Here is a 12,421-nt window from a genome sequence, read left to right on the forward strand (position 1 = left end):
GAGCAACCTCCATGACCACTGACATCCACGCTTTGCTGAACATCCGTTTCCCCATCATCCAGGCGCCCATGGCGGGCGTTTCTACGCCAGCGCTGGCGGCGGCGGTATCGAATGCGGGTGGCTTGGGGTCGATCGCGATCGGCGCGTGCTCGGTCGAGCAGGCTCGCCAGTCCATACGCGAAACCTTCGCGCTGACCCAAGAATCGTTCAACGTGAATCTGTTCTGCCACCGCCCGGCGCTGCGAGATGACGTGCGCGAGAATGCCTGGCTGCAAGCGCTCGAAGCGTCCTTTGCCGAGTTCCAGGCCCAGCCGCCGCAGAGCCTGCGGGAAATCTATCGCTCGTTCGTCGAAGACCCCGAGATGCTGCAGATGCTGCTGGAAGAAAAACCGGCAGTGGTGAGCTTTCATTTCGGTCTGCCGCCGCAGTCGTTCATCGAGGCGCTCAAGGCGGCCGGTATCGTGCTGCTGGCCTGCGTGACCAATGTGGAGGAGGCGCTGCAGGTACAGCGAGCCGGGGTCGATGCACTGATCGCCCAGGGTTACGAAGCGGGCGGCCACCGCGGGATCTTCGACCAGGATCATGATGATCGATTGAGCACCCTGGCACTCGTACGCCTGCTGGCTGATCACGTTCAACTGCCGATCATCGCGGCCGGCGGGATCATGGACGGCGCAGACATCGCCAAGGCGTTCGCGCAGGGCGCCTGTGCGGCACAGTTGGGTACAGCGTTCTTGCTGTGCCCGGAGTCGGCGGCCAACGCGGCCTATCGTGAGGCGCTGACCGGGCCACGGGCGCGGCAGACGCAGATCACCAGCGCAATTTCCGGGCGGCCTGCGCGGGGTATGGTCAACCGCGCGTTCGAGGTGAAGAGCGCTGCGGGCGTGCCGGATTATCCCCGCGCCTACGATGCCAACAAGGCGCTCAATAGCGTGGCGACTGCCCAGGGTTGCAGCGACTTCGCCGCACAATGGGCCGGTACCGGCGCCCACCGGGCGCGCGCGATGCCGGCAGCGCAGTTGGTCGAAGTGCTGATGGCCGAGCTCGACGCGCAGCGCTGACAGGCAAGCTCTGGCTGGAGCAACTGTCTTTTCAAAATCCAAAGACCAGCCCAATCCCTGTAGGAGCGGCGGTTCGGCGCTCCGACTTGCCCGCGAAAAGGTCGCCGCGGTGGATGGCACCGGCTCCGCCGGTGTTCGCGGGCAAGCCCGCTCCTACAAAGGCGCTGTGGCACTCACGGATGTGAGTTGCGGGAGCGGGCTGGTCCCGCGAACACCAGCACAACCGGTGCCATCCACCGCCGCATCTTCATCTTCCTCCCGGTTGCCCAGAACACCCCGTACCCGCTAAGGTCGCCGCCTTGATCCACGAGAGGCAACCATGGGCTACCTGATTATCGTCGCGCTGATCCAGGCGTTTTCCTTCAGCCTGATCGGCGAATACCTGGCCGGCCATGTCGACAGCTACTTCGCCGTGCTGGCGCGGGTACTGTTGGCAGGGCTGGTGTTCCTGCCGCTCACCCGCTGGCACCAGGTCGAACCGCGCTTCATGCGCTCGATGCTGCTGATCGGCGCACTGCAGTACGGCATCACCTATGTCTGCCTGTACCTGAGCTTTCGCGTGCTCACCGTGCCTGAAGTGCTGCTGTTCACCATCCTCACCCCGCTGCACGTCACCCTCATCGAAGATGCACTGAACCGCCGCTTCAATCCCTGGGCGCTGCTCGCGGCCCTGGTCGCGGTGGCCGGCGCAGCGGTGATCCGCTTCGACAGCATCAGCGGCGAGTTCTTCATGGGCTTCCTGCTCCTGCAACTGGCCAACTTCACCTACGCCGCCGGGCAGGTCCTGTACCGTCACCTGATCGCCCGCCACCCCAGCGACCTGCCGCACTACAAGCGCTTTGGCTACTTCTACCTGGGCGCGCTGATCGTCGTGCTGCCGGCCTTCCTGCTGTTCGGCAACGCCCAGCACCTGCCGAGCACCGACGTGCAATGGCTGGTGCTGTTGTTCCTCGGCCTGTGCCCGACCGCACTGGGGTTGTACTGGTGGAACAAGGGCGCCTGCCTGGTTTCCGGCGGCACCCTGGCGGTGATGAACAACCTGCACGTGCCGGTGGGCTTGCTGCTCAACCTGCTGATCTGGAACCAGCACGAGCCGCTGGGGCGGTTGTTCATCGGCGGTGCGGTGATCCTCGCCTCGGTGTGGCTGAGCCGCCTGGGCGACCGCCCCAGCCCGGCGCTGGCCGGCAAAGCCTGAGGCGCCCATGCATACCATCCTGGTCATCGTCGCGCCGATCTTCGCCCTGATCCTGGTCGGCTACCTGTGCCGCAAGACCGGCAAGCTCGGCGAACAGGCCGCCGCCGAAATCAACCGCATGGTGGTCTGGCTGTGCCTGCCGGCGCTGCTGTTCAAGGTGACCGCCACCGCGACCTGGAGCGAAATCTGGCACCCCGGCTTCATCGTCGCCTTTGGTGCCGGCGCGCTGGCAATGTTCTTCATCACCCTTGCTTGGCGCTTGTTCAGCGGCCACAGCCTGGTAGCCTCGAGCATCGATGGCTTGAGTGCAGGCTATGCCAACACCGGCTACATCGGCATCCCGCTGTGCCTGTTGCTGTTCGGCCAACCAGGGTTGCAACCGGCATTGATCTCGTCGCTGATCGTGGTCTGCCTGGTGTTCGCGATTTCCCTGACCCTGATCGAGATCGGTCTGCAGGAAGAACGCCAGATCGGCCGCGCCGTATTGCTGGTGGCCAAGGCGCTGGCGACGAACCCGCTGGTGATTTCGCCACTGGCAGGCGCCGCCTGGGCCATGTCCGGCCTGGGCCTGGCCGAGCCGGTGATGCACTTTCTCGACATGCTTTCCCTGGCCACCACGCCTTGCGCGCTGGTGTCGCTGGGGGCATTCCTGGCGCAGAAACGCAGCGGCGCGCAGGCCAGCCCCTGGCCGCTGGTGGGGCTCAAGCTGGTCGGGCAACCGGCACTGACCTGGGTGCTGGCTTTCAAGGTGTTCAGCCTGCCGACCATGTGGGCGACTTCGGCCGTGCTGCTGGCGGCGCTGCCGACCGGGACCGGGCCGTTCATGCTGGCGGAGTACTACAACCGCGAGGCGGGGCTCATTTCGCGCACCATTCTGCTGTCGACGGTGGCTTCGCTGCTGACCCTGACCGGGCTCATGTACCTGCTGGGTGTGGCGGGCTGACTGCTACGAAATGATCGCGGGACAAGCCCGCGTCTGTAGGAACGGCCGAGGATATGGGCCATTCAGCGAGTCTATGCGGCCAACTGAAACAGGGTTGAAGGCGAGCGGCGGCTTGCGGGTCGTGACGGAATGCTCTCGACCCAAAGCCGACACTCGCGCAGCGAAGGCCGAGGCAAGACCGTCGTGTCTTGCGTAGCCGGGTTGTCAATGTCGGCGCGCGTCGTCAGCTTGCTGCATGAGGTAGCGGCGTCAAGCCACTATCTTTGATCGCTGCGTCGGCTTCTGGTGAGGCCAGGTAATCGAGCAGCGCCTGGGCTGCGGCGTGATGCTGGCTCTTGTTGACGACAGCGCCCGAATACAGGGTCATTTTCTGCGCTTCTGCCGGGATCAGACCAACGATGTCGATACCTTTTACTGGCTTAAGCTCACTGAGCTGTTGAAAGCCGATCTGTGCTTGGCCGCGAGCGATCACTGCGCCTACGGGCTCGGCAGGTATCATGTGAGCCTTGGATTCGAACTGTTCACCAAGCTGCATGCGAGGGAACAGCGTCTTGGAAAGATATACCCCGCTTGCGCTGTCGGAGTAAGCGACAGAGCTGCTATCTTGCAGCACTTTGCGTAAGGTCTGCATGGTGCTTATGTCCGGCTTCGGTTCACCTTTGCGAACGGCCATGGCAATGAAAGATTTCCCGAGATCTATTCGACTCGTTTTGTCGGCTTGTCCACTGGCGACCAAGTTGTCGAGGGCCGAACCAACCATCAGCACAACATCCGCCTGCTCACCACGAGCGAGTCTGTTCGGGATGGCCTGTGGGGTATCCCCCATCGATGGGGCGGCTAGAATTTCCAGCTTCACGCCATATTTCTTCTCATACGCCGGCGCTACTTCCCGGATGGCGCCCATGATCCCGCCGGAACTCAGAACGGTCAGTGTTTCCTTACCGCCGTGTACAACGTCAGCAGCCGAGCAGGCGAATGAAGTGGTTAAGAGGGTGGCACAGAACAGCATTCGGAACATCGGAGCTTTCTCCACAGGTATACGCGCAAAATCCTACCTGGGCGAAGCTCAAAGTTGTGATTAATCAGCGATTAAGAATGTTTTACTTTCTCCCCACCAATGGCATCTACAGGTAGAAAGTTGACCTTCGTGGATGTGCTGTATTCCCCCAAAAAATCGTCTGGGACCGCTCGCCGCCATCAAGTTGCCCTTGCACGGGGCCCGACGCTATAGCGCCAGCAGTGCTGCTGCAAGTGCAGGCGGCATCACCAGCACCCCTAGGCGTAAAAAGTTCCAGGCGCTGACATGCGCCCCTTCGCGACGGATCGCCACCAACCACAAAAGGGTGGCCAGTGATCCGGTAATCGACAGGTTCGGCCCCAGGTCGACGCCGATCAGCAGCGCAGCGGTCACCGGCTGCGGCAGGGCCACCAGCGACCCCATGGACCCGGCCATCAGTCCAGTCGGCAAGTTGTTCATCAGGTTGCTGGCGATGGCCACGCCCACGCCTCCCACCCAACTCGCCCCGATCGTCGAGTCTGCGGCCAGAGCAGCCAGCCCCTGGGCAAGCTGCACTATCAGGCCGGTCTGGGCGACAGCTTCGACCAGTATGAACAAGCCCGCCACCAACGGCAGCACACCCCACGCTACATGGCGTAGCACCGGCATCGGGCTGCGCCGCTGGCGTAAGTGGATCAGTGCTGTGGTTGCCACGCCTGCACAGAAGGTCGGCAGGCCTAGTGCCCGGTCCAGCGCTGAGGCTCCCAGCAGCAGGATTGCGGTGAGCACGATGCCCACTGCGCATAGACGGGCGCCCGGAGACAGCGGCTGGTTATCCACATTCAGGGTCAGCGGTTGGCGGATCTGCCGGCGTTGGGTCAGGCGCAGCACCAGATAGGTCACAGCGATTGCCGCAAGCGATGGCAAACTGAACTGCCTCAGCCACTCCAGTAGCGGGGGCATCTGGCTGCCGAAGACTACCAGGTTGGCCGGATTGGAAATCGGCAGCACGAAACTGGCGGCGTTGGCGATGAAGGCGCAGATCAACAGGTAGGGCAAAGGCTCGGCCTTGGCAGCCTTGCACGCCGCATACACCGCAGGAGTCAACACCACCGCCGTTGCATCGTTGGACAGGAACACGGTGACCAGCGTGCCCACCAGAAATACCAGGTCGAACAGCCTTTGCCCCGAACCTCGGGCGTGGCGGACCGCGTAGCGGGCCAGCCAGTCGAACAGCCCTTCCTGGCGTGCAAGCTCGGCCAATACCATCATGCCGATCAGGAAGAGGTACACGTCGCCGCCTTCGGCCACTGCCGCCAGAGCGCTGCGCGGTGTGATCAGGCCCAGGCCTGTCAGTAGCAGCGCACCGCCCATGGCCCAGACGTATTCCGGGATCCGCCAGGGGCGCAGGATGACACCGCAGGTTGCCAGAGCGGCTACCGTCCAGATGATCGAGGCGTTTTCGCTGTAAGGCATGAGGCGTCTAGTTTCCGGCAGGGGTAGGCAGGGGCGATGGCGCGACGCGCGGGTGAGTCTCCGGCAGCGCCATCAGCACTATTGCGAAGGCGACCGCGGCAATGCCGGCCAAGGTCAGGAATGCCGCATCGTAGCCGGCTGCTTGAACAACCAGCCCGGCAATCCCAGGGCTGAGCGCAGCGCCCAGTCCGAACACCGCCGTCAGCGCGCCAAGGCTGAAATTGAAGCGCCCGGTACCTTCGGTCAAGTCCTTGATCACGATCGGGAACAATGCTCCGAAGATGCCTGCGCCGATTCCATCGAGCAATTGCACGCCAACCAGCCAGAATGGATTGTCGGACGCCACATACAGGGCTCCGCGCAGCGGTAGGATGAAAAAGCCGGCCAGAAGGAACGGCCTGCGCCCCCAGGTCTCGGCCTTTGCCCCCACCAGCAGCGCCATCGGCACCATCACCAACTGCGCTGCGACGATGCAGGCGGATGTGAGTGGCGTGGCCAAGCGCAGGTCGACTTGCGATAGCTTCTGGCTCACCAGCGGCAGCATCGCCGCGTTGGCCAAGTGGAACAACGCGCAGCACACAGCGAATACCAAGAGCGTGCGGTTGTGCAGGAGGACCCTGAACTTGGCAAGGTTTTCAGCACAACCCGGACCATGGACAAGGCCGCGAGCCACCTGGTGGTCGATGGCGGCTGCTGGCACACGCCACATCGCCACGATGCTGGCTACGGTCATCACCGCCATGAGATAGAACACCACCACCGGGCCGAACAGATACGCCAAGCCACCGGCCAGCAATGCTGAGCAGGCATTGCCCGCATGGTTGAACGTCTCGTTGCGACCCACCCTTCGCGTAAAGGCCTTGGGGCCTGTGATGCCCAGCGAGATGGCGGCAATCGCCGGAGCGAACAGCGAGCCTGCTATGGCACCGATCGTCTGGGTCAAGGCCACCCCGGCGAACGACGAAATCCACGGCAGCAGCAGGCAGCTGCCGGTCACCAGCACGGCGGCGGTCACGACCACCGCGTGTTTGGCTGTGGTGCGGTCAATCAAGGCTCCAGCCGGAGTTTGCGCCACCAGTGCAGCGATGCCTGCCAGGCTCATCACCAGGCCAATGCTCGCCGGCTGCCACTGGTGCACGGCAAGCAGGTAGATGGCGAGGTAGGGCCCGAGTCCGTCACGCACGTCAGCCAGGAAGAAGTTCAGCCAGTCAAGGGCACGGTCGTGCGAAGCGGCGCAGCTTGAGTGTTCCATGGACGCAGTCTCTAAAAACAAGGGGGGAGCGCGATGGGTAGTTACTGGACGCGCGCAGGGCTGATAAAGCTGCCGTCTGATGCCCATCAGTCCAACGCACTTCCTGCACTTTAGGCCAGCGCGCCCCTATCTGTACGCGGCTCTGTCGTTGACATAGGACTTGCTCAAATGGTTCGGCACACGAGCGGTCAGCATGCAGATTATTTGCGGTTTAAATGGGGCAGCCGATAAGTGCGGCTACGCGTTGCGCAAGCGAGGTACTGGCAGGGAGGCGCGAGTTGCTATACGGCTTTTAGGTGAAAACCCAAGAGTTTGAGCTCCCATTGGTTATTGGATGCGGCTTTTCATTGCAGAGGGCTGCTTTGCGGCCCTTTCGCGGGGCAAGTCGGGGCGCCGAACCGCCGCATCCATTGGGGGAGCGCTTTTTAGGCCTCGCTCATGCGCTCGACCCGCGCCGCCAGCCCCGAGCGCATATCACTACCGCTAGGCTGCTGATACAGACTCAAGCCAAACTCCGGCAACACCGCCAGCAAATAATCAAAGATATCCCCCTGGATCCGTTCGTACTCGGCCCACACCGTGGTGCGGGTAAAGCAGTAGATCTCCAGCGGCACACCCTCGGCGCTGGTCTGCATCTGGCGGACCATGCAGGTCATGTTCGGGTGCACGTCGGGGTGGTTCTTCAGGTAGGCCAGGGCGAATGCGCGGAACGTGCCGATGTTGGTCAGCTTGCGGCGGTTGGCCGAGAGTTCGGCGACCAGGCCCTGGGCTTCGTTCCAGTCGTGCAGCTCCTTGCGCTTGGTGGCCAGGTAGTCGCCGAGCAGGCGCACGCCGCCCAGGCGTTGTTCTTCTTCGAGGGTGAGAAAGCGCACGCCGGTGGCGTCGATGAACAGGCTGCGCTTGATGCGACGGCCGCCGGATTGCTGCATGCCGCGGTAGTTGCGGAACGACTCGCTCATCAAGCGCCAGGTGGGGATGGAGACGATGGTCTTGTCGAAGTTCTGCACCTTGACCGTGTGCAGGGTGATGTCGATCACATCACCGTCGGCGCCGACCTGGGGCATTTCGATCCAGTCGCCGACGTGGAGCATGTCGTTGCTGGTGAGCTGTACGCTGGCAACGAACGACAGCAGGGTGTCCTTGTACACCAACAACAGCACCGCCGACATCGCACCCAGGCCCGACAGCAGCAACAGCGGCGAGCGGTCGATCAGGGTGGCGACGATGACGATGGCGCTGAACACCCACAGCACCATCTTCGCCAGTTGCACGTAGCCCTTGATCGAGCGGGTACGGGCGTGTTCGGTGCGGGCGTAGATGTCCAGCAGGCCGTCGAGCAGGCACGACAGGGCGCGGGTGAGGAACAGCAGGGTGACGGCCAGGGCCAGATTGCCGAGAAAATGCTGGGCGGTGGCCGAGAGCTCCGGCACCAGTTTCAGGCCGAACTGCAGGATCAGTGACGGCGTGGTCTGCGCCAGGCGGTGGAAGACCTTGTTATGGCGCAGGTCGTCGAGCCAGCGCAGCGGCGGCTGGCGGGCCAGCAGGCGGGTGCTGTGCAGCAGCAGGAAGCGCGCCAGGCGGCCGACCAGCAGCGAGACCAGCAGCAGGACCAGCACGCCGAGGGAGGCGTGCAGCATTGGGTGTTGGTCGAGGGTGCCCCAGAGGTCCAGGGTGTCGTGCCAGATTCGTTGGATATCCATGTAATCAATGCATTCAGTGGGTCGAACGGAGCGCCATTAGAGCGCGGAAACCGCGAATGTTGCCAAAAGATATTCGGCTACAGCTGCGGAAAACGTTACCCTATGCAACCGAATTGTCCGCATCTGTCTGAGGTACACCCGTGTTTTCCCAATTCGCCCTGCACGAACGCCTGCTCAAAGCCGTGGCCGAGCTGAAATTTGTCGAGCCGACCCCGGTGCAGGCGGCGGCCATTCCCCTGGCCCTGCAAGGGCGTGACCTGCGGGTCACGGCGCAGACCGGCAGCGGCAAGACCGCCGCCTTCGTGCTGCCGCTGCTCAACCGCCTGGTCGACCTGAGCGGGCCACGGGTCGAGATCCGTGCGCTGATCCTGCTGCCGACCCGCGAGCTGGCGCAGCAGACCCTCAAGCAGGTGCAACTGTTCTCGCAGTTCACCTACATCAAGTCCGGCCTGGTCACCGGCGGTGAAGACTTCAAGGAACAGGCCGCGATGCTGCGCAAGGTGCCGGACGTGCTGATCGGCACCCCAGGTCGCCTGCTCGAGCAGCTCAATGCCGGCAACCTCGACCTCTCCCACGTGCAGGTGATGATCCTCGACGAAGCCGACCGCATGCTCGACATGGGCTTTGCCGAAGACATGGAGCGCCTGTGCAAGGAGTGCGAGAACCGCGAGCAGACCCTGCTGTTCTCCGCCACCACTGGCGGTGCGGCGCTGCGCGACATCATCGGCAAGGTATTGAAGGATCCTGAGCACCTGATGCTCAACAGCGTCTCGCAACTCGCCGAAGGCACCCGTCAGCAGATCATCACTGCCGACCACGACCAGCACAAGGAAGCGATCGTGCAGTGGCTGCTGGCCAACGAGACCTTCGACAAGGCGATCATCTTCACCAACACCCGCGCCCTGGCCGACCGCATTTATGGTCACCTGGTGGCCAAGGATGTGAAGGCTTTTGTCCTGCACGGCGAGAAGGACCAGAAGGACCGCAAGCTGGCCATCGAGCGCTTCAAGCAGGGCAGCTCCAAGGTGCTGGTGGCCACCGACGTGGCGGCCCGTGGCCTGGACATCGACGGCCTGGACCTGGTGATCAACTTCGACATGCCGCGCAGTGGTGACGAGTACGTGCACCGCGTGGGCCGTACCGGCCGTGCCGGTGGTGAAGGCCTGGCGATCTCGCTGATCACCCACAACGACTGGAACCTGATGTCGAGCATCGAGCGCTACCTCAAGCAGCAGTTCGAGCGCCGCGTCATCAAGGAGGTCAAGGGCACCTACAGCGGGCCGAAGAAGGTCAAGGCTTCGGGCAAGGCAGTGGGCGCGAAGAAGAAAAAGGTCGACAAGAAGACCGGCGAGAAGAAGACCGCCGCCAAGCGCAAACCGTCCGCCAAGCCGCGCCCGAACGCGCCGCTGGCCAGCGCCGATGGCCTGGCACCGCTGAAGAAGCGTACGCCGAAGGCAGAATAACCCCCCCACCCCTGTGGGAGCGGCCTTGTGCCGCGATCGGGCGCGAAGCGGCCGCAACCCAGTCACCGTGGTGTTCCAGAAACATCCCGGCGGCCTGGTTTGCGGCCGTGTCGCGTCCGACCGCGGGACAAGTCGGGGCGCCTAACCGCCGCTTCCACAAAGGGGTCAGGCTGCTGGATTCAGCCCGCCTTTTGCTCCGCCTCTTTCAACTCCTTCACCCGCTTGTCGATCAGCTGGCATTTGTCCGGCAAGTCCTTGCTCGCCGTCCCTAGCTCCATACCCTGGAGCTCATCATTTATCTCCTTGGCCTTCTGCGGGTTCTGCTCGGTCAGTTGAGTCACCAGCTTGGCCAGTTCCTCGCGCTTTTGCGTGGCTTCTTCAGGTGTGCAGGCCCAGGCGGGCACGGCGCAGGACAGGGTGGCGAGCAGGGTGATGCGGCATATAACGTTCATGGCGCTTGCTCCTTGTGCAGTCTATCGGTGGAGTCTGGTCGGCCAGCAAAGGTTCAGCATGTAGGCGTTTGCCACTGATGTGATGGCAAATTGACGTCAAAAGGCCATCTCTGTATCCTCCGTCTCCACTTTTTCACCGCCCAGGGACTGGAACATGGCGACAGGGTTTCGCACACGCCTTTGCAGCGCGATCCTCATGCTGACTGCCAGCATGCCTGCCCTGGCGGCCTCGCCGCTGGAGCAGGAACTGATACGTGACCGCCAGGATCGCCTGCTGCAAGAGCAGCAGCGGCGCATCGAAGAGCTGCGCAACCTGCCCGGCAGCACGGCGCCGCCGAGTGCTGTACCGGCGCTTGAAGACAGCCGCTGCTTCACCATTCGCACCATCACCCTCAAGGGTGCCGACAGCCTCACCGAGACCGAGCGCGAGCGCCTGCTCAAGCCGTTCATTGGTCAGTGCCTGGGTGTCAGCCAGCTCAACGAGCTCCTTAAGGTCATCACCAATCATTATCTGGATCGTGGCCAAGTGACCAGCCGCGCCTACTTGCCGCAGCAGGATCTGTCCACCGGGCACCTGCAGGTGTTGGTGGTAGAGGGGCGCCTGGAGAGTTTGCGCGCAGCTCCCGACAGCAGGCTGAGCGAGCGGGAGCTGGCCATGGCTTTTCCCGGCGCGCCCGGCGAGCGTCTGAACCTGCGTGAGATCGAGCAGATGGTCGATCAGCTCAACCGTCTGCCTTCGAACAAGGCGCAGATGGAACTGGTCCCCGGCGAGGCGGTGGGTGGCAGCCAGGTGCTGGTACGCAATCAGGCGCAGAAGCCCTGGCGGGCTTCCCTGTCGCGCAACAACGAAGGCCAACGCAGCACCGGCGAGCAGCAGGTCAACCTAGGCTTCGAGTGGGATAGCCCGCTGGGCCTGGCCGACCAGTTGGTGCTACGCGGTGCCCACGATGTGGTCAGCGATCACACCAAGGGGGCGAAGAACGGGGTACTGGCCTACAGCCTGCCCTGGGGCTGGTGGAACTTCTCGTACAGCTACAGCGCGTCCGACTACCGCTCCGTAGGCCAGGCCAACGGCTTCGACTTCAAACAGACCGGCGACAGCCAGAATCATCAATTGCGCGTCGATCGTGTACTGCATCGCGACGCTACGAGCAAGACCTCGGTCAACCTGGGCGTTGCCCATCTGCGCACCCGCAACTACATCGAAGACAGCCTGCTGCGCGCCAGCAGCAATCGTCTGAGCGAAGCGCAGTTCGGCATCAACCACGGTCGGCGCCTGGGCACGGCCTTCGTCAACCTTGACTTGGGCACGCAGGAGGGCATCGGTGCCTTCGATGCCCAGGGCAACGGCAATCCGCGACCTGGCGAGCCGGTCGCGCGCTATCGCAAGTACACCGCGACGGTCAGTTACGTGCAGGGCTTTGAGGTATTCGGCGAGCAGTTGAGCGTTACCAGCCTGGCTACCGCCCAGCGCAGCGAAGACGTGTTGTTCAGCCCGCAGCGCATAAGCCTGGGTGGGTTGTCATCGGTGCGTGGTTTCAAGGACCAGTCGCTGTCCGGCGACAGCGGCGCCTACTGGCGCAGCGACCTGCGCTGGACGCGCCCGGTGACCTGGTCCGTCGCACAGCCGGTGATTGCCGAATACGGGATGGGCCTGGGCTACGACCTGGGTGTGATCCGCAACGACCGCTACAACGGCGACCGCCATGGCCGTGCCAGCAGCCATTCGCTGGAGCTGTTCGCCCGGGGCCGTCACCTGGCGGCCAGTGTGACTTTTGCCCGCAGCCTCGAACGCCCGGATGCCCTGCCCGACAAGGAGCATCCGGTATACCTGCGCCTCGATTTCTTCATCTGATTCGTGCTTTGAGCCCCGAGAGAACAC

10 protein-coding genes are annotated in these 12,421 nt (G+C 63.3%); 5 read left to right on the forward strand and 5 right to left on the reverse strand.

The genetic code is table 11. The features are described from left to right. The first annotated feature begins 11 nt into the window (after nt 1-11). From AB688_RS09765 to AB688_RS09775, 3 genes are all read left to right on the forward strand, one after another. Nucleotides 12-1,061, forward strand: a complete 1,050-nt coding sequence (locus tag AB688_RS09765) for an NAD(P)H-dependent flavin oxidoreductase (protein ID WP_063543730.1) — start codon at nt 12-14, stop codon at nt 1,059-1,061. A gap of 319 nt (nt 1,062-1,380) precedes the next feature. Further along, entirely contained in the window at nt 1,381-2,256 is an 876-nt protein-coding gene (locus tag AB688_RS09770; protein ID WP_063543732.1) for a carboxylate/amino acid/amine transporter, read from the forward strand. A 7-nt stretch (nt 2,257-2,263) separates the two neighbouring features. Then, nucleotides 2,264-3,199: an AEC family transporter gene (locus tag AB688_RS09775; protein WP_063543734.1), complete on the forward strand. Its 936-nt coding sequence runs from the start codon at nt 2,264-2,266 to the stop codon at nt 3,197-3,199. A 223-nt stretch (nt 3,200-3,422) separates the two neighbouring features. On the opposite strand, the gene AB688_RS09780 is transcribed toward AB688_RS09775, so the two are convergent. From AB688_RS09780 to AB688_RS09795, 4 genes are all read right to left on the reverse strand, one after another. Continuing rightward, entirely contained in the window at nt 3,423-4,217 is a 795-nt protein-coding gene (locus tag AB688_RS09780) for a substrate-binding domain-containing protein (protein ID WP_063543736.1), read from the reverse strand. A 207-nt stretch (nt 4,218-4,424) separates the two neighbouring features. Further along, a complete protein-coding gene (locus AB688_RS09785) occupies nt 4,425-5,672 on the reverse strand; it encodes an arsenic transporter (RefSeq protein WP_063543738.1) in 1,248 nt (415 codons plus the stop codon). 7 nt (nt 5,673-5,679) lie between these two features. Then, the gene (locus AB688_RS09790) at nt 5,680-6,924 is read right to left on the reverse strand and encodes an MFS transporter (RefSeq protein ID WP_063543740.1); all 1,245 of its coding nucleotides are present in this window, start codon (nt 6,922-6,924) and stop codon (nt 5,680-5,682) included. Nucleotides 6,925-7,349: 425 nt separating this feature from the next. Beyond that, complete coding sequence (locus AB688_RS09795) at nt 7,350-8,624, reverse strand: mechanosensitive ion channel family protein (RefSeq protein WP_054893287.1); 1,275 nt, start codon at nt 8,622-8,624, stop codon at nt 7,350-7,352. Nucleotides 8,625-8,764: 140 nt separating this feature from the next. Here AB688_RS09795 and AB688_RS09800 point away from each other — a divergent pair, with 140 nt between their 5' ends. Then, complete coding sequence (locus AB688_RS09800; protein ID WP_063543742.1) at nt 8,765-10,087, forward strand: DEAD/DEAH box helicase; 1,323 nt, start codon at nt 8,765-8,767, stop codon at nt 10,085-10,087. 179 nt (nt 10,088-10,266) lie between these two features. On the opposite strand, the gene AB688_RS09805 is transcribed toward AB688_RS09800, so the two are convergent. After that, nucleotides 10,267-10,539 carry a hypothetical protein gene (locus AB688_RS09805; RefSeq protein WP_063543744.1) on the reverse strand — a complete coding sequence of 91 codons (273 nt, stop codon included), beginning with the start codon at nt 10,537-10,539 and terminating at the stop codon, nt 10,267-10,269. Nucleotides 10,540-10,693: 154 nt separating this feature from the next. Here AB688_RS09805 and AB688_RS09810 point away from each other — a divergent pair, with 154 nt between their 5' ends. Next, on the forward strand, nt 10,694-12,394 hold the full coding sequence (locus tag AB688_RS09810) for a ShlB/FhaC/HecB family hemolysin secretion/activation protein (protein WP_063543746.1): 1,701 nt from the start codon (nt 10,694-10,696) through the stop codon (nt 12,392-12,394). The last annotated feature ends 27 nt before the right edge of the window (nt 12,395-12,421 follow it).

It is taken from the genome of Pseudomonas putida, from assembly GCF_001636055.1.
Classification (GTDB): domain Bacteria; phylum Pseudomonadota; class Gammaproteobacteria; order Pseudomonadales; family Pseudomonadaceae; genus Aquipseudomonas; species Aquipseudomonas machongensis.

Bases quoted from the DNA above. Each gene is read 5' to 3' on its own strand.
- AB688_RS09790 (WP_063543740.1), bottom strand. From the start codon at position 6,924: ATGGAACACTCAAGCTGCGCCGCTTCGCACGACCGTGCCCTTGACTGG.
- AB688_RS09780 (WP_063543736.1), bottom strand. From the start codon at position 4,217: ATGTTCCGAATGCTGTTCTGTGCCACCCTCTTAACCACTTCATTCGCC.
- AB688_RS09770 (WP_063543732.1), top strand. From the start codon at position 1,381: ATGGGCTACCTGATTATCGTCGCGCTGATCCAGGCGTTTTCCTTCAGC.
- AB688_RS09765 (WP_063543730.1), top strand. From the start codon at position 12: ATGACCACTGACATCCACGCTTTGCTGAACATCCGTTTCCCCATCATC.
- AB688_RS09785 (WP_063543738.1), bottom strand. From the start codon at position 5,672: ATGCCTTACAGCGAAAACGCCTCGATCATCTGGACGGTAGCCGCTCTG.
- AB688_RS09795 (WP_054893287.1), bottom strand. From the start codon at position 8,624: ATGGATATCCAACGAATCTGGCACGACACCCTGGACCTCTGGGGCACC.
- AB688_RS09775 (WP_063543734.1), top strand. From the start codon at position 2,264: ATGCATACCATCCTGGTCATCGTCGCGCCGATCTTCGCCCTGATCCTG.
- AB688_RS09805 (WP_063543744.1), bottom strand. From the start codon at position 10,539: ATGAACGTTATATGCCGCATCACCCTGCTCGCCACCCTGTCCTGCGCC.
- AB688_RS09810 (WP_063543746.1), top strand. From the start codon at position 10,694: ATGGCGACAGGGTTTCGCACACGCCTTTGCAGCGCGATCCTCATGCTG.